This window comes from Arthrobacter koreensis (assembly GCF_009193255.1).
Lineage (GTDB): Bacteria > Actinomycetota > Actinomycetes > Actinomycetales > Micrococcaceae > Arthrobacter_B > Arthrobacter_B koreensis.
The window spans coordinates 100920-116794 of record NZ_WACG01000006.1; the positions used below are offsets into that span (position 1 = coordinate 100920).

At 67.1% G+C, this 15875-nt stretch carries 15 protein-coding genes, 1 tRNA gene and 1 riboswitch; of the genes, 9 read left to right on the top strand and 7 right to left on the bottom strand.

Translation table 11 applies throughout. The features are described from left to right. Positions 1 to 44 precede the first annotated feature (44 nt). Positions 45 to 134, top strand: a riboswitch (TPP riboswitch). The 3 genes from thiM to GD628_RS13100 all read left to right on the top strand — a co-directional run bounded on the left by thiM (position 126) and on the right by GD628_RS13100 (position 3165). Next, positions 126 to 935: a hydroxyethylthiazole kinase gene (thiM, locus tag GD628_RS13090; protein ID WP_091608187.1), complete on the top strand. Its 810-nt coding sequence runs from the start codon at positions 126 to 128 to the stop codon at positions 933 to 935. (Overlaps the previous riboswitch by 9 nt.) After that, on the top strand, positions 932 to 1621 hold the full coding sequence (gene thiE / locus GD628_RS13095; protein ID WP_152275021.1) for a thiamine phosphate synthase: 690 nt from the start codon (positions 932 to 934) through the stop codon (positions 1619 to 1621). Before thiM ends, thiE begins: the two co-directional genes overlap by 4 nt. After that, positions 1609 to 3165, top strand: a complete 1557-nt coding sequence (locus GD628_RS13100) for a bifunctional hydroxymethylpyrimidine kinase/phosphomethylpyrimidine kinase (protein ID WP_152275022.1) — start codon at positions 1609 to 1611, stop codon at positions 3163 to 3165. The genes thiE and GD628_RS13100 overlap by 13 nt, the downstream gene beginning before the upstream one ends. 24 nt (positions 3166 to 3189) lie before the next feature. On the opposite strand, the gene GD628_RS13105 is transcribed toward GD628_RS13100, so the two are convergent. The 6 genes from GD628_RS13105 to GD628_RS13130 all read right to left on the bottom strand — a co-directional run bounded on the left by GD628_RS13105 (position 3190) and on the right by GD628_RS13130 (position 7845). Beyond that, on the bottom strand, positions 3190 to 3861 hold the full coding sequence (locus GD628_RS13105; RefSeq protein WP_152275023.1) for a DUF6766 family protein: 672 nt from the start codon (positions 3859 to 3861) through the stop codon (positions 3190 to 3192). An 87-nt stretch (positions 3862 to 3948) separates the two neighbouring features. Continuing rightward, positions 3949 to 4365, bottom strand: coding sequence for a hypothetical protein (locus GD628_RS13110; RefSeq protein ID WP_091608193.1), 417 nt, complete (start codon positions 4363 to 4365; stop codon positions 3949 to 3951). Between the two features lie 61 nt (positions 4366 to 4426). Further along, positions 4427 to 5059: a trimeric intracellular cation channel family protein gene (locus tag GD628_RS13115; RefSeq protein WP_091608196.1), complete on the bottom strand. Its 633-nt coding sequence runs from the start codon at positions 5057 to 5059 to the stop codon at positions 4427 to 4429. 22 nt (positions 5060 to 5081) lie between these two features. Next, positions 5082 to 6308, bottom strand: a complete 1227-nt coding sequence (locus GD628_RS13120) for an amidohydrolase (protein ID WP_152275024.1) — start codon at positions 6306 to 6308, stop codon at positions 5082 to 5084. A 13-nt stretch (positions 6309 to 6321) separates the two neighbouring features. After that, a complete protein-coding gene (locus GD628_RS13125) occupies positions 6322 to 7062 on the bottom strand; it encodes a hypothetical protein (protein WP_091608200.1) in 741 nt (246 codons plus the stop codon). A gap of 30 nt (positions 7063 to 7092) precedes the next feature. Continuing rightward, positions 7093 to 7845: a DUF5058 family protein gene (locus GD628_RS13130; RefSeq protein ID WP_152275025.1), complete on the bottom strand. Its 753-nt coding sequence runs from the start codon at positions 7843 to 7845 to the stop codon at positions 7093 to 7095. 142 nt (positions 7846 to 7987) lie between these two features. Between GD628_RS13130 and GD628_RS13135 the strand changes: the two genes are divergently transcribed. The 5 genes from GD628_RS13135 (at position 7988) to GD628_RS13155 (ending at position 14148) form a co-directional block, all read left to right on the top strand. Beyond that, the gene (locus tag GD628_RS13135; protein WP_091608204.1) at positions 7988 to 9010 is read left to right on the top strand and encodes an Lrp/AsnC family transcriptional regulator; all 1023 of its coding nucleotides are present in this window, start codon (positions 7988 to 7990) and stop codon (positions 9008 to 9010) included. 53 nt (positions 9011 to 9063) lie between these two features. Beyond that, on the top strand, positions 9064 to 11178 hold the full coding sequence (locus GD628_RS13140) for a prolyl oligopeptidase family serine peptidase (protein WP_152275026.1): 2115 nt from the start codon (positions 9064 to 9066) through the stop codon (positions 11176 to 11178). Positions 11179 to 11250: 72 nt separating this feature from the next. Further along, positions 11251 to 11341: transfer RNA gene (locus GD628_RS13145), tRNA-Ser, on the top strand. 317 nt (positions 11342 to 11658) lie between these two features. Then, the gene (gene mgtE, locus GD628_RS13150; protein ID WP_152275027.1) at positions 11659 to 13017 is read left to right on the top strand and encodes a magnesium transporter; all 1359 of its coding nucleotides are present in this window, start codon (positions 11659 to 11661) and stop codon (positions 13015 to 13017) included. A 111-nt stretch (positions 13018 to 13128) separates the two neighbouring features. Further along, the gene (locus GD628_RS13155) at positions 13129 to 14148 is read left to right on the top strand and encodes an aldo/keto reductase (RefSeq protein WP_152275028.1); all 1020 of its coding nucleotides are present in this window, start codon (positions 13129 to 13131) and stop codon (positions 14146 to 14148) included. Here the strand turns inward: GD628_RS13155 and GD628_RS13160 are convergent. Beyond that, positions 14145 to 14846 (bottom strand): hypothetical protein, encoded by a 702-nt coding sequence (locus tag GD628_RS13160; RefSeq protein WP_152275029.1) that lies wholly within the window; start codon positions 14844 to 14846, stop codon positions 14145 to 14147. The genes GD628_RS13155 and GD628_RS13160 overlap by 4 nt on opposite strands. Positions 14847 to 14944: 98 nt before the next feature. Here GD628_RS13160 and GD628_RS13165 point away from each other — a divergent pair, with 98 nt between their 5' ends. Next, on the top strand, positions 14945 to 15769 hold the full coding sequence (locus GD628_RS13165) for a crotonase/enoyl-CoA hydratase family protein (RefSeq protein WP_152275030.1): 825 nt from the start codon (positions 14945 to 14947) through the stop codon (positions 15767 to 15769). Positions 15770 to 15875 lie beyond the last annotated feature (106 nt).

Consider the following 15875-nt stretch of genomic DNA (forward strand, 5'->3'; position numbering starts at 1 on the left):
CCAGTCCCAACTGGCCATTTGGCCGCAGACTTCGTAGAGTCGGCTGCAGTGACACGGGGTGCCGCAAGGCTGAGATGAGACCCGTCGAACCTGATCTAGTTAGAACTAGCGAAGGGATGTCGCCGATGACTATTGGCCTGACACCATTTTCTGTATCCACCCTCCTTTCCCGCGTGCGCAGCGAACCGCCGCTGGTGCAGTGCCTGACCAACGCTGTGGTCACCAACTTCACCGCCAACGTGCTGCTCGCCCTTGGCGCGGCACCGGCCATGACGGACATTCCAGGTGAAGCGGGGCCGTTCGCGCGGATCGCTTCAGGAGTGCTGGTCAATCTGGGTACCCCGCACGCCGAGCAGCGCACGGCCATGCTGGAGGCCGCCTTGGCAGCGAACGACGCCGGCACTCCCTGGGTCCTGGACCCGGTGGCAGTGGGCAGCCTCCCGGTCCGCACCGCCCTGGCCGCCGAACTGCTGGCGCTGCGGCCCACCGCCGTGCGTGCCAACGCGTCCGAGATCATGGCCCTGGCCGGTCTGGGTGCCGGCGGGCGCGGGGTGGACGCCACGGACAACCCCGAAGATGCCCTCCCCGCCGCCGACCTACTGGCCGCCAAGTACGGCTGCGTGGTGGCGGTCTCCGGTCCCACGGACGTGATTACCGACGGCGAATCCACCCTGCGGATCAGCAACGGAGATGTACTGCTGACCAAGGTGACCGGAGGGGGCTGCGCCCTGGGCGCGGTGACGGCCGCGTTCCTGTCCGCGGCGGAGGACGGCGAAGGACTCACCGCCGCCGCGGCGGCTACGGCCGTGTACACCATTGCCGCCCAGCAGGCCGCGGCGGGCGCGGCCGGGCCCGGTTCCTTTGCGCCGGCCTTCTTGGACGCCCTGGCCGGTCTTTCGGACGAACAGATCACCACGATGCTGGTGAGCGCATGAGCGCCGAGGCGCAGTCCGGGCTGACCCGCCGGCCCCGCGCCCTGGCACGGAACACCGGCATTTACCTGGTCACGGACACCACGCAGTGCGGGGACCGGGGCGTTGCCGCGGTAGCGGCCGCTGCCGTGGCCGGCGGTGTGCGGACGGTCCAGGTGCGGGAGAAACATGCCTCGGCGGCAGACTTCTACGCGCTGGTCCTGGCCGTGGCGGACGCCGTCGGGAACCGCGCCCTGGTGCTGGTGGATGACCGGGTGGATCTATACCTCGCGGCCCGGGCCGCCGGTGCCCGGGTGCACGGCGTCCACGTGGGCCAAAGCGACCTTCCCGTCTCATCCGTTCGCTCCCTGGTGGGCCCGGACGCCGTCGTGGGCCTGACCGCCAATACGCCCGCCCACCTGGATGCCGTGCGTGCACTGGCTCCGGGAACCGTGGACTACCTTGGCGCCGGGGTCATCCATCCCACCAGCACTAAACCGGACCATCCCGCACCGCTCGGCGTGGACGGGTTCCGCGCCTTCGCTTCCGCCGCTCCCGTGCCCACCGTGGCGATCGGTGGGATCGGGCTGTCCGACCTCCGTGGCCTGCGCGCCGCCGGCGCCTCCGGTGCCGCCGTCGTATCCGCCATCTGCACCGCCGCCGATCCGCGGCGCAGCGCCGAAGAACTGGTGGCAGCATGGGAGGGGTAAGCGTCCGGGACGTTCCGCGGATCCTGAGCATCGCCGGAACCGATCCAACCGGCGGAGCCGGAATCCAGGCCGACCTGAAGTCCATCGCTGCCAACGGCGGGTACGGGATGGCAGTCGTCACCGCTCTCGTTGCGCAGAACACCCACGGCGTCCGTTCAGTGCACACCCCTCCTGCGGCGTTCCTGCGTGAAGAGCTGGACGCGGTGAGCGACGACGTCGTTCTTGACGCCGTGAAAATCGGCATGCTGGGCAGCGCCGGGGTCGCCCAAACGGTGGGCGCCTGGCTGGCCGACGTCCGGCCCCCTGCCGTGGTGCTGGATCCGGTGATGGTGGCCAGCAGCGGTGACCGGCTGCTCAGCCGCGACGCCGAAGACGCTTTGCGCGGGCTGCTGCACGGTGTTGACCTGGTAACCCCGAACCTTCCAGAACTGGCTGCGCTGCTCGGGGAAGAACCCGCGCGGGGGTGGGAACAGGCGCTGGACCAGGGACGCCGCCTCGCCGGTGCGTATGACACGGCCGTGCTGGTCAAGGGCGGGCACCTCGCCGGAGCCGCGGCACCGGATGCGCTGGTGATGCCCGACGGCGGCGGCTTCACTGTCTGTGAGTTCAGTTCAGTGCGGGTGGAGACCAAGAACACCCACGGCACCGGCTGTTCGCTTTCCTCCGCAGTAGCCACGCTGTTTGCGCGGACCGGCAGCTGGGTGGCGGCGCTGGGGGCCGCCAAGGCCTGGCTCCAGGAAGCCCTGGAAACCGCGGACCTGCTGGAGGTGGGGACCGGGCACGGACCGGTGAACCACTTCGCCGGGCTCTGGCGGCGCGGCCTTGCCCCGCTGCCCATCCCCTCCGGCACCGGTGTTCCTCCCGCCGGGGACCGTACTGCGGAGCTTTGGTCCCGGACCGCGGGCGTCCGGAAGGAAATCGCCGCCCTGGACTTCGTCCGCGGCCTCGGCGACGGGACCCTGGATTCGGCAGTTTTTGGAAGATATCTCGCCCAGGACGCGATATATCTGCGCGGATATGCCCGTGCCCTGGCACGGGCCAGCGAACTCGCACCGACGCTCCAGGAACAGCTGTTCTGGGCCGAAAGCGCCCGCGGGGCACTGGAAGCTGAACTTGAACTGCACCGGAACTGGCTGCATGCCATCGCCGGACACGGCGGTGTCCCCGGTACCCGGGACGTGCCGGCGGATCCCGCCGAGGGGCTTGCCCCCGGACCGGTGACCCGCGGCTACCTGGACCACCTGCTGGGAACCGACCGGCACCGGGATGACCGGCTGGAGTACGCGCGGCTGGTGGGCGCGGTGCTCCCCTGTTTTTGGGTTTATGCCGACGCCGGTGCGGAACTCGCCGCCGGGAACCACGCCTCGCATCCGTACCGCGAGTGGCTGGACACCTATGCCGATCCGGCCTTTGCCGCGGCCACTGTCCGGGCTGTCGGCATCCTGGAGGGTGTGCTCGCCGGGAATGAGAACCAGCGGCGGGCGGCCGAGGAAGCGTTCGCCCAGTCAGTGCAGTGGGAGCACGACTTCTTCGCGGCCGGCTAGGATTCCTGCCGCTTGGTGCCTTCGTCAGCCCTCGACGTCGGTTTCAGTATGCGCGGCACCCACCGGCTTCGATTCCGGAGAACCACGCTGCCGCAGATACACCGCGAGGATGACCATCGAGGCCACAGCGAGGAACTCGGACTGCCAATTCTGCAGGGTCCGGGCCCAGAACTCCGGCGACAGGACGTATTCGCCCCATGTTCCCGGATCCTGCAGGTTGGCAAGCTGCTGCTCCGCAAAGGCGCTGAACCCGGCAATTGATTGGGCCAACCAGGACAGCAGGAAAATCGTGCCCATGACGAGGGCCAGGGAGTTTGAGTACACCAGCGTCCGCCAGCCTCCTGCGCGGGCCCAGGAGGGCGAAGCAGCGGTGGCATGCTGTCCGAGCAGCTGGTCCTTATCAGTTTCCAGTCCTCGCCTCCCGACCTTCTTGGACTCAGGCGAGCCCTTCTGCACGAACCAGACCGATGCGACGATGAGCAGGAGGAACTGGAGGAACTCGGACTGCCAGTTCTCGGCGACGTCCACGGCGAAGCTGGACGTCGCCAGGTACTGCCAGATGCTGACCTTCTCCAGCCCGGCAGCAGTCTGCTGCTCGTTGAAAAGGGCTACGCCTGCGGCTGCCTGTCCTGCCAGGGAAAGCAGGAACAGGGCGAAGAAGACGAGGAAGAGGCCATTGTCCCGGAGCGTCTTCATCGAGCAAGCACCCCCAGCGTGATCATGTAGGCAAGTCCAACACTGATGAAGGACAGGCACAGAACGAATGCCCAGCGTGCGCGCAAGTCAATCTCCTTCCACCCTGCAGCTGTACGGGCGGTCTCCCCGGGCCGTGCATCCAGCGGCCATCACTTTCCAGTTGGAGCTGGACAGCGTGAGGAACACCGTCTCCGAGCCGAACTCCACCTGTGCGTTCCGGCCGAAAGCCTGCGCGGAAAGAGGCTCGCCGGGGTCCTGCAGCGAGACCTCCCGGAGCCCGTCGGCACAATCTTGGTCTCCCCCGTTTTCAGACTGCTGGACACCCTCGAGTGTCGCCGGGGCCAGCATTGCGCATGCACGGGCGTAGTCGCCGTTTTCCAGGGCGGCGTAGAAGGACTCTGCTGTCTCCTCCGCACCGTCCCGCGCCGGACCACTGCCGCCGCAGGCTGTAACCGCCAACAGCAAACCCGCCGTACACAGCGCCAGCCCCAGGGAACGCAACACGACTCCTCCCGTCTTAGGACACCTGCAGGTCTCCTAAGTTAGTCCAAGTCCCCCAGCAATATCACGGCTGCGCGTTTCGGCCGGCTTCCGTCCGGCCGGCCAGCGGAATCCGCCACCCGTAGCGCAGGGAGAGGATGCGCAGCGTGAACACCAGCGCCGCGACGGCAATGCCCAGGACAGGGCCGAACACGCCGAGGGCCGTGAACAGCGATACCAGCCCGGCGCCCAGCAGGGCCGGAATGGCGTAGACGCCGCGCGGGTTGAAGACCTGCGGCACTTCATTCGCCACCACGTCACGCAGCAGCCCGCCGCCCACCGCAGTGGTGACCCCCAGCAGCGCGGCAGACACCGGGTTCAGCCCGGCCTGGTGCGCGGTCAGCGTACCGGTGACGCAGAACAGGGCCAGCCCCGCGGCGTCGAACACCAGGAGGGTACGCCGGTACCTCTGCACCCCCAGGGCGTGGGTGAACACCAGGATGGCAGCAAGGAGCGGAGGCAGCAGGTAGACCGGTTTCGAGAATGCCAGCGGCACGCCCTGGTTGATGATCAGGTCCCGTATCACCCCGCCTCCCAGCCCCACGAAGGAACCGAGCATCAGGGAGCCCACAATGTCGAAGTTCCGCCTCGCCGCGAGGAGGGAACCGGAGACGGCGAAGAAGAAGATTCCTGCCAGGTCAAGGATCAGGAGTGTCACGGCTGCCCTCCCCGATAAGCGGCTAGCGCCGTTCCAGCCGGGACAGGATGGCCGCCACCGCGGCTTCTACGGCCGTGGAAAGGGTCGGTTCCAGGACGGGGGCGAAGTAGGGCGAGTGGTTCATGGGAACCTTTTCCCTTTCCAGCGTTTCGGCGCTGTGTCCGCCGAAGAACCAGTAGACCGAGGGAACACCAATTGCTTGGGCGAGGTGGCCAAAGTCCTCCGATCCCATCAGCGGGGCCACCTCGGTCACGCGTTCATCTCCCAGTGCTTCCCGCATGGCCTCCATGACCCCGGCTGTTTCCTGCGGGTCGTTGTAGTTCAGGGGAAAGGTGTAGAGCTCTTCGATCTCCGGTTCCGGTGCCGCGGACGCCGCGGCCTCGGCGGAAATGATGCGGCGCAGGGCATCCAGGACGTGGGTGCGGACGCCGTCGTCGAACGTGCGGATGTTGAGGGTGAACTCCGCTCGGTCCGGAATGATGTTCTCTTTCAAGCCGGCATGGAAGGTCCCCACGGTGACGACGGCGGCACGCCGGGGGTCCAGCTCCCGCGAGACGATCGTCTGGATGCGGGTGATGAGGTGCGCCCCCAGCACAATCGGGTCTACCGAGTCTTGGGGCTGTGAGCCGTGGGACTGGCGTCCGTGGAGCGTGACCTTCCAGGAGTCTGCCTGGGTCATGGCGTTCCCCGAGGCGTACTGGATGGTTCCGGCGAGACCGGGCATCACGTGCTGTCCAAGCACGACCCCCGGCCGAGGGGCTTTGTCCCACAGCCCGTCCTGCACCATGGCTGCCGCGCCGGCTGCGGTTTCCTCCCCGGGCTGGAACAGGAGCACCACGGTGCCTGCCCAGGCATCCCGGCTCCGTGCCAGCAGCTTTGCGGTGGTGAGCAGCGCAGTGACATGGGTGTCGTGGCCGCAGCCGTGCATCACGGGAACCTCGGTTCCGTCCTCCAGCCTCCCCGTAGCAGTGCTGGCATACGGCAGGCCGGTGTCCTCCCGGATGGGCAGGGCATCGGTGTCGGCCCGGAACGCGACCACCGGGCCTTCCCCGTTGGCCAGCACACCGACCACCCCGGTGCCGCCGCAGCGGAAGCTGCGAATGTCCAGGGCTGCGAGGCGCTCTTCGATGAAGGCTGCCGTGCCGTGCTCCTGCATGGACAGCTCCGGAGCGGCATGCAGGGTCCGGTAAAGCTCGTGCATCTCCGAGGAGTCCTCTGGCGTGAGGGCGGGGTGCGTGGGGTTCGGCATGGGTTCCTCTCGTTCAGCTCCGCCCGGGGGCGGCAGGTGCACTGCGGGGTGCGCGTTTGCGGGTAAACCAGGCGATCAGGATAGTCCCGATTACCGAGATGGCGGTGGAGATCATGGCAAGACCGGGGACGAGGGGCAGAAGTATGTACTGCACGGCAAGGACCACGCCCAGCGCCGCAAGGGTGGGACGGAGTGCCTTCATGGACACGATGGCCTGGACAATGACGGCCCCCATCACCGCGGGCAGGACGTAGACCCGGGCCAGGGCGGTGAGTTCCGCGGGAATGACGCTGACCAGCCAGGTGCCGAGCAGGCCCACAAAAACCAGCAGGGACAACAGGTGCACTGCGGCCGCTCCGCAGATCGCCATCACGGCGGCGAGGTCTCCGCGCTTTGAGCCGGGGAGGGCGCCGACGCTGGTCTGGGCGACCAGGGCCGAGGGCAGCAGCTTGTTGGAGATGTTGCCGATCATAAAGGCCTGGTACATCGCCGCAGGTCCCAGGATGGGGTAGTAGGTCAGCGGCTCCACAAGCCAGATGACGAAGAACGTTGCGGCAACGGCGCCGAACGCTGTCCAGAGCTGGGCGGAAGTTACCCCGAGATTGCCGAAGAGGACCAGGTACACCGGCCCACCCACCGAGATGAGCAGGCCGGCGATCATGGTGAGCCGGCCCCACCGTGACGTTGTTCGGTCAAACCTGTCCAGTTCGGCTGCGGCAGAGCGCCCGGTTTGGGCGGTTCCTGTTTCCAGCATGATGGTTCTCCTTAGGTCCGGGGAGCTCATTTAGGCGGGTCCGAGGCCGGCTGTGTGGGCGGTGTAGGCCGCCAGCAGTCCGGCAACGATGGCAATGCCCAGGCCCCACTCGCGCAGCCATGGCCGGTGCAGGATCCGTGCCAGCAGCAGGCAGGCACCCATGGCGGCGGCTGCCGCCAGCAGGGTCAGGGCGTGCGCGGTGCTCTTGGGCGCTTCGGCCAGCCCCAGGGAGATAAACGCGGCAAGCAGGGCCGACGCCGGCACAATGGTCATGACCAGCGGGTTCACCGTGGCAAGGCGGTGTCCGCCGCGCTTAAGCAGCGGGGTAAAGACCAGCGTGGCGAGCATCCACATTGCCCCGCCCAGGCTCATGGCAAAGAACGCGATGGCGAAGACCTGCTGGGTGTAGGTATCCCCGCCCAGTTCGGCCCCGACAGTGGCTGCGGCGACATTCGCGGCTCCGGTTTCATACGCTGCTGAACCGATCAGGCCAATCCGCACCAGGACTGCCGGCGTTCCGAACAGTGCCAGCAGGGCGATGGCCACCAGGACGACTGCCAACGAGGGCCCGATCGCTGCCACGGCTCCGGAGCGGAAGGAGATCCGCAGCTCGTCCGGCGTCATTCCCACCGCAGGCGCCACCCGCCGCGCCGCACGCATGTAGATGAGTGACTGGACCACGACGACGCCGAAGACACCCAGCGCGCAGATCCACAGGACAGGCGTGTTGGCTATGGCCAGGACATCGGTGGAACTTCCGTTCAGGGGAAGAACGCTGTGCATCGGAATTCCTTTCGCTCGGCCCGGCGGGAAACCGCCGGTGCCCGGTACTGCGATAGGAGCAATTGTTGGGTTTACTTCGCCGTATCGATGAAAACTTCTGAAATATTGCACAAAGATCCGATAATCATGAGAAAACAGACACATGAACCGCCAACTGGACGAGGATGACCTGCTGCTCATCAATGCCCTGCAAATCGGTCCGCGCCTGCCGTGGACGGCCATTGGTGCAGTCCTCGACCGGCACCCGACGTCCCTGGCCCTGCGGTGGGAAAAACTGGTGGCCGCCGGTGCCGCCTGGATCACCTCCCACCCCGTGGGCGACCCGGAACAGATGTCCCTCTCATTCCACGACGTGCAGTGCGATCCGGCCCAAAGACGCTCCGTGGTACAGGCGCTGGCGGCCCTGCCGGACGTGTTCAGCATTGACGAATGCCACCGGAACCGGGACATGATGCTCACAGTCATCACTCCCACCCCTGCGTGGCTGGCGGAGTCGGTGTATCCGCTCTTCGACCGGATCCCCGGGCTGACCCGCTATGAAACGTCCTTCTGCACCCAGCTGCACCACGGTGCCGACTCGTGGCAGCTCGGTGCGCTGAATGCCGCTCAGCGAAAGAAGCTCAGCCAGCTGGCCGGGAACCAGACCGCCTACCGGGGCCCGCTGCCACCCGCATACGGGGAAATCCTTCAGGTCCTGTCCCGGAACGGACGCGCCTCGGCCGCAGACATCGCAGCCGAAACCGGACTGCATCCCGCCACCGCCAGGCGGCAGCTGCAGAAAGTACTCGGCAGCGGATCGCTCGCCCTGCGCTGCGAAGTTGCCCACGGGCTGGCGGGGTTCCCCATCATTTGCCAGTGGTTCGCCCGTCTTCCTGCGGCAGAACACTCCCGGACGGCGTCCGCACTCGCAGACTCCGGGACGCTGAGGCTGTGCGCCTCAACTACCGGACCCACGAACTTCACCTTCATGATGTGGCTGCGCAGCGCGGCGGACATCATGAACACCGAGCGATCCCTCGGGGAACGGTTCCCGGCCCTTGAGATCACCGAAAGCGTGGTCGTGGCAACCGTGGCCAAACGGGTGGGGTGGATCCTGAACCGGAACGGGACGGCCGCCGGGAACCTCACTGTTCCCGGAGAAGCCTGGAAACACGGAGTCTCCTGAGCGGTGTGGTGCAGCGCACAGGCCAATGTCTCCGGGCACCCTAGGATTGGCTCATGACTTCAGCGAGCGCAGAAATTCCGCAGGACACCGAGGACGAATTCCTATGGCTTGAAGACATCTACGGGGACAGGCAGCTGGACTGGGTCCGGGCGCAGAACGCCGAAACCGAAGCACTGCTCTCCGACTCCGGCTTTGAACAGACCGAAGAGCGGCTGCTTGAAGTCCTGGATTCAACGGACAGGATCCCCATGGTGGTCAAGCGCGGGGACTGGTACTACAACTTCTGGCGGGATGCGGAGCACCCCAAGGGCCTCTGGCGCCGCACCACGTGGCAGGGATACACGGACTCCGCCACCGAGTGGGAAGTCCTGCTGGATGTTGACGCCCTGGCTGCTGCCGAAGGCACCGAGTGGGTCTGGGGCGGCGCCCGGTTCCTCCGGCCGGCGGACGGCACCTCCTACCGGCGCGCCCTGGTAATCCTCTCCCCCGACGGCGGGGATGCTGCCCGCTACCGGGAGTACGACGTCGAGGACCGCGCCTTTGTGCCCGGAGGTTTCGACCTGCCCGTCGCCAAGACCCAGGTCTCCTGGGCCGGGCCGGACACCCTGTACGTGGCCACGGACTTCGGGCCGGGGAGCATGACTACGTCTTCCTATCCCCGGACCGTCCGGACGCTGCACCGGGGGGAGGATCCGGACTCCGCCGAACTCTACTTCGAAGTCCCCGAGGACCACATGATGGGCTACGTCCACCATGACCAGACTCCGGGCTTCGAACGGGACGTTGCCGTGGACATCATCGACTTCTACGACAGCGTCACCCATCTGCGGCAGGACGCGGGATGGACGCGGATCGAGGTGCCGCTGGACGTGAACGTGGATTTGCACCGGCAGTGGCTGGTGCTGCGCCCGCGCACCGACTGGCTGGTGGGCGGCACCCTGCACAAAGCCGGTTCGCTGCTGGCCGCAGAGCTGACCGCTTTCCTGGCCGGAGACCGGAACCTGCGCACCCTGTTCACCCCGGAACCGGCTGTTTCCCTGCAGTCCTGGAGCTGGACCCGGGACTATCTGCTGCTGAACCTGCTCCGTGACGTCTCCTCCGAGATACAGGTGCTGGACCCTGCCGCGGACTGGCGTGCCACGGAGCTTGATGCCTGCCCGCCGCTGCACACCGTGGACGCGTACGCCGTGGACGATGAGGATGAAGCAGCCGGAAACGACTACTGGCTGGTGAGCACCGGTTTCACCACGCCGTCTACGCTTTCGCGCGGAAGCCTGGGCGAGCAGGGAGAACCGGCAGTACCGGTCAAGACCTCCCCTGCGTTCTTCGATGCCTCGAGCTGCACCGTGGAGCAGCACTTTGCAGTATCCGAGGACGGCACCCGCGTGCCGTATTTCCAGGTGGGGCACAAGGACATGGTGCTCGACGGCGGCAACCCCACGGTCCTGTCCGGTTACGGCGGGTTCGAGCAGGCCCTGACACCTGCGTACTCCGGCGTGGTGGGGCGCGGCTGGCTGGAACGCAGCTTTACCGACGGCTCAGGGATTCTGCGGCGCGGAGTCTATGTACTGGCCAACATCCGCGGCGGCGGCGAGTATGGCCCGGACTGGCACCGCGCCGCACTGCAGCAGAACCGGCACCGGGCGTACGAGGATTTCGCCGCCGTTGCCCGCGACCTCACCGCTCGGGGTGTTACCTCCCGGGAGCATCTGGGCTGCACCGGCCGCAGTAACGGCGGCCTGCTGGTCGGCAATATGCTCACCCTGTACCCGGAGCTCTTCGGCGCCGTGTCCTGCGGTGTCCCCCTGCTGGACATGCGCCGGTACACCAAGCTGTCCGCGGGCGCGTCCTGGATTGCCGAATACGGCGACCCGGATGATCCCAAACAGTGGGAGTTCATCAAGACCTTCTCCCCTTACCACCTGCTGCGCGAAGGCGTCCAGTACCCGCCGGCGCTGATCTGGACGGCCACGAGCGATGACCGCGTGGGGCCGGTGCAGGCACGGAAAATGGCAGCCCGGATGAAGGCGCTGGGAGTGGACCGGGTGTGGTTCCACGAGGCCCTGGAGGGCGGCCATGCCGGTGCCGCCGACAACCGCCAGTCAGCTCGCATGCACGCGATGTCCTATGAGTTCCTGTGGGAGGCGCTGACCGGCCGGTTGTCCTGAACCTGTTTTGCTGAAAGCGCCCCGTTGTGGGTAGTCTTGACAGGCTGGCAGCGTGAGTTTGCCAGGGCAATTGGAGACGTGCCAGAGCGGCCGAATGGGCTTCACTGCTAATGAAGTGTGGGCCTAAAGCCCACCGGGGGTTCAAATCCCCCCGTCTCCGCCAGTGGAACACCCCGGTCTTCGGACCGGGGTGTTTTCTGTATCGGACCGCTCCCCCACGAGCTGCAGGAGGTGAACCGCACGCATGGATGACGGAAACAGTCGATCTACCGCGCCGCGCGGGCCTCGCCAGCGCATGAGGGAAGCCCTTCTCCCCAGCCTCTCCTAAGGCTGATTCCGGTCTGCGTCATCACGCAGCACCTGCTTTCCTGTGCCGGCCGCCCGTACGGCTGCGGTCTTCAACCGGCACCACCTCACCACTGATGCACACCCGCGGTTCTCCGCGGCCTTGCCTGTGTGCGCCCCGTAGGAAAGCGGATCATGATCAAGTCACCGAGCCTCTCCTTCGACACCACCGCTGCGTTACTGGCCCAGGCCCTCAGCAGCGGCAATCTGTCCCGCGTAGCCCGCGCCCTCCAGCCGCTGGACGTAGCGGAAACCCTGGAACAGCTTGAACGCCTGAGCACCATCGACCGGGCGGTGGCCTACCGCACCCTGCCCAAGGACCGGGCGCTGGACGTGTTCGAGCGTTTTGACGCACCGGTGCAGGCAGACCTCCTGACTGGACTGCAGGATGCCCAGGTGGCAGAAGTCTTCTCGGCGTTAAGTCCCGAAGACCGGGTGCCGCTGCTGGATGAACTGCCGGCGACCGTGGCCAGCCGCCTGGTCCAGGGACTGGGTGAAGAAGACCGGGCGCTCACCACCGCTGTGCTGGGCTATCCGCGCCGCGCGGTGGGCCGTTACATGAGCCCGCGGGTTGTTACCGCCCGTCCCGAAATGACGGCCTCCGAGGCGCTGGACCGGGTACGGCAGCAACTGGACGAGGCGGAGAGCGTCTACGTTCTTGCCGTGACCGATTCCAGCCGCCACCTGCTCGGCGTCGTGCCGCTCCGGGATCTGCTCCGTGCCGGCGGCACGGAGCAGGTCGCGGACCTCATGAAGCCGCCGTCCTTCGTTCCTGCCACACTGAACGCGGAGGAAGCAGCCCGCTACTGCGCCGACGCCAAGGTCCTGGTGCTTCCCGTCGTCGACGCCGAAGGCCGGCTGGTGGGTGTGCTGACCGTGGACGATGCGCTGCGGATCCTCGAAAGCGCGGAAAACGAGGACTCGGCGCGCTCCGGCGGCTCCGAGCCCCTGCGCCGGCCGTACCTCGCCACGCCGATACGGTCGATCGTCCGCGCCCGGGTCGTCTGGCTGCTGGTCCTGGCCCTCGGGGCCACCCTCACGGTCCAGGTCATGGATATCTTCGAGACGACCCTGGCCGAGCAGGTAGTGCTGTCACTGTTCATCCCGCTGCTGATCGGCACGGGCGGGAACACCGGCAACCAGGCTGCGACCACCATCACCCGGGCGCTGGCGCTGGGCGACGTGCGCCCCCGCGACGTCGTCAAGGTGGTTGCCCGCGAGGTGAGGGTGGGCGCCCTGCTGGGCCTGCTGCTCGGCGGCTCGGGATTCGTCATCACGTCCGTGATCTTCACCGTGCCGCTCGGGACGGTGATCGGTTTGACGCTGCTGGGCGTGTGCACCATGGCTGCCGCTGCGGGCGGGCTCATGCCGATTCTCGGGAAGACCCTGAAGGTTGATCCGGCGGTGTTCTCCAACCCGTTTATTTCAACTTTCGTGGACGCTGCCGGCCTGATCATCTATTTCCTGATCGCGTCTGCCGTACTGGGGATCTAGCTCCTGCCATCGCTGACTGTTCCCGGCGCGCCCCGGCCCGGCCTGTTCCGCGCCGCCGAAAGCGGCATAGGCTGGAGCGCACCACCACGAACCGGCCGGAAGGAAATACCCATGGAGATGCGCCTGCTGGGCAACAGCGGAACAGCTGTCAGCAACTACGCCCTAGGCACCATGACATTCGGCAACGAGACCGATGAGAAGACCTCGCACCGGATGCTGGAGGATTACCTGGCAGGGGGCGGCAACTTCATCGACACCGCGGACATTTACAACGAGGGCGCCTCGGAGGAAATTGTCGGCAAATGGCTGCATTCGAACCAGGCTGCGCGCAACACCGTGGTCCTGGCCACCAAGGCCCGCTTCCCTACCGGTGGCAACGTGAACGACGCCGGCAACTCCCGCCGCCATCTGCGCCGCGCCCTCGAGGCATCGCTGCGGCGGCTCGGAGTTGACCACATTGATCTGTACCAGCTGCACTCCTGGGACCCGCTGACGCCGCTGGAGGAGAGCCTGGGCTTCCTCCAGGACGCCGTGGCCTCCGGGCTGATCAGCTACTACGGTTTTTCCAACTTCACCGGATGGCAGCTCACCAAGGCAGTCTGGACGGCGAAGCTGCACAACTGGCAGCTTCCGGTCACCCTGCAGCCGCAGTACAACCTGCTGGAACGGGAAATCGAATCCGAGATTGTGCCGGCAGCGCTCGACGCCGGACTGGGCCTGCTCCCCTGGTCACCGCTGGCAGGCGGCTGGCTGACCGGCAAGTACCACCGCGAGACCGTGCCGTCAGGAAACACCCGGGTGGGAGAAAACCCCACGCGGCAATTCCAGGGCTGGGAACTGCGCAGCTCCAACCCGCAAACCTGGGACGTGCTGGATGCCGTGCACCAGATCGCGTCGGCCCACGGCTCGGCGCCTGCCCAGGTGTCCCTCGCCTGGCTGGCTGCGCGGCCGGGCGTCACGTCCGTGATCCTGGGTGCCCGGACGCCGGAGCAGCTGGAATGGAACCTGCAGGCAGCACAGCTGGAACTTACCCCGGAGGAGATCCGGCGGCTGGATGATGCAAGCGCCCCGGCCGTGGGCAACTATCCGTACGGCCATGACGGACAGATCCAGCGCTCCCGGAAGCTCTAGAAGTCTTCCGGGCGCAGGTTCTGCGCCCAGCGGCTGATCTCGGCATCGTCGGGAGCCGCGGCTTCCTTGTCCTTCGCCTTTTCTGCCGGCTTGTCTTTCCCGGCCGTTCCGTTTCCGGAAGCGGCTGCGCCGCGGGCAGCGGCGTCGCGGGCAGCAATGTCGCGGGCAGCGGCGTCGCGCGCACCGGCGTCGCGCGCACCGGCGTCGCGCGCACCGGCGTCGGGGGCCGCGGCGTCGGGGGCTGCAGCTTCACGCCCTTCTTTAGCCTGGGCCTCCGCCGCTTCAGGCGCGGCCGGTTCCATCGGGTCGGAAGACGCAGAGGCGGCGGCGTCCGGGGCCGGGGGCTGCTCCGGCCGGGGCCGGGAGTAGGGAACCGGGTGGGAGGCCAGGGAGGCTACTGCTGCGCTGGCTGCGCGGAGGCCGCAGCCGGTGTTCTGGGCATAGATCTGGATGGCTCGGATCGGCTGGCCCTGGGCGATCGCAGCGTAGACCTGCTGGTGGCCCTTCTCATCCAGCTGTGCTGCGGCTTCACGCGCTGCCTCGAGCGACGTTCCGGCCGGGGTCCGGAGGGGCTTGGCCGAACTGCCTGCCGGTTTTTCGGCTGCCGGACGGCCCGCGCGGTTGCGCTGCGCGCGTCCGACGAGAAAGTTCACGAGCACGATCGCAGCGATGAACAGGACAATGACCACAAACTCCATACCTCGATCCTAGCTTTTTCCCCGCCGGGCTTCCTGTGCCGCCGGTATATTGGCGCGCAGCACACATCCGCTGCGTTATCCCTGCCCGTTAGGACGCCATGAATTTCGAATCCAACTTGAGGTCCCTGCACGTGACACTGGATCGAGGGGTTGCGGAGGTGCGGCTGCTCGGTCCCTCCAAGGGCAACGCCATGGGCCCGGACTTCTGGACTGAGTTGCCCCGGGTCTTCGCGGAACTGGACGCGGACGACGACGTCCGTGCCGTCCTCCTCTACGGCTCCGGGGAAAACTTCAGCTACGGCCTGGACCTTCCCGGCATGGGACCGGTGTTTCGTCCCCTGCTGCAGTCCCGCGGAACGGATGCGCGCCTGCGCTCGGAGTTCCGGCTGCGGATCAAGGCGCTGCAGGACGCCGTGAGTTCCGTGGCACGATGCAGCAAGCCCGTTGTGGCGGCAGTGCGGGGGTGGTGCATCGGCGGTGGAGTCGACGTGATCACAGCGGCAGACGTGCGGATCGCAGCGCCGGGAGCCAGGTTCAGCATCCGGGAGGTCCGCGTCGGCATTGTCGCGGACCTTGGCTCCCTGCAGCGGCTTCCGGGGATTATCGGTGCCGGCGCCACTCGGCAGCTGGCCCTCACCGGGGAGGACTTCGACGCCGCCCGTGCCCGCGAACTGGGGCTGGTCACGGAACTGGCTGACGACGTCGTCGGGCGCGGCCGTGAGCTGTGCGCCCAGATCGCTGCGAACCCGCCGCTGGTGGTCCAGGGCGTGAAGCAAGTGCTGAACCAGGGCAGCGAACCGGCGGCGCAGGCCGGGCTGGACTACGTGCAGGTGTGGAACACGGCGTTCCTTCCCAGCCGGGACTTCGCCGAGGCCAGTACGGCGTTCGCCGAGCGCCGCCCCGCGGTCTTCACCGGGGACTAGTTCCCCCACGACCCCCAGCCCGCCCAGTAACAAACCCATCGAGATGACAGAAACTGCCCGTATCAGGCCTGTAACGAGCAGTTTCTGCTATCTCGGCGGTGGGGAG

Bases quoted from the DNA above. Each gene is read 5' to 3' on its own strand.
- thiM (WP_091608187.1), top strand. From the start codon at position 126: ATGACTATTGGCCTGACACCATTTTCTGTATCCACCCTCCTTTCCCGC.
- thiE (WP_152275021.1), top strand. From the start codon at position 932: ATGAGCGCCGAGGCGCAGTCCGGGCTGACCCGCCGGCCCCGCGCCCTG.
- GD628_RS13100 (WP_152275022.1), top strand. From the start codon at position 1,609: ATGGGAGGGGTAAGCGTCCGGGACGTTCCGCGGATCCTGAGCATCGCC.
- GD628_RS13105 (WP_152275023.1), bottom strand. From the start codon at position 3,861: ATGAAGACGCTCCGGGACAATGGCCTCTTCCTCGTCTTCTTCGCCCTG.
- GD628_RS13120 (WP_152275024.1), bottom strand. From the start codon at position 6,308: ATGCCGAACCCCACGCACCCCGCCCTCACGCCAGAGGACTCCTCGGAG.
- GD628_RS13125 (WP_091608200.1), bottom strand. From the start codon at position 7,062: ATGCTGGAAACAGGAACCGCCCAAACCGGGCGCTCTGCCGCAGCCGAA.
- GD628_RS13130 (WP_152275025.1), bottom strand. From the start codon at position 7,845: ATGCACAGCGTTCTTCCCCTGAACGGAAGTTCCACCGATGTCCTGGCC.
- GD628_RS13135 (WP_091608204.1), top strand. From the start codon at position 7,988: ATGAACCGCCAACTGGACGAGGATGACCTGCTGCTCATCAATGCCCTG.
- GD628_RS13140 (WP_152275026.1), top strand. From the start codon at position 9,064: ATGACTTCAGCGAGCGCAGAAATTCCGCAGGACACCGAGGACGAATTC.
- mgtE (WP_152275027.1), top strand. From the start codon at position 11,659: ATGATCAAGTCACCGAGCCTCTCCTTCGACACCACCGCTGCGTTACTG.
- GD628_RS13155 (WP_152275028.1), top strand. From the start codon at position 13,129: ATGGAGATGCGCCTGCTGGGCAACAGCGGAACAGCTGTCAGCAACTAC.
- GD628_RS13160 (WP_152275029.1), bottom strand. From the start codon at position 14,846: ATGGAGTTTGTGGTCATTGTCCTGTTCATCGCTGCGATCGTGCTCGTG.
- GD628_RS13165 (WP_152275030.1), top strand. From the start codon at position 14,945: ATGAATTTCGAATCCAACTTGAGGTCCCTGCACGTGACACTGGATCGA.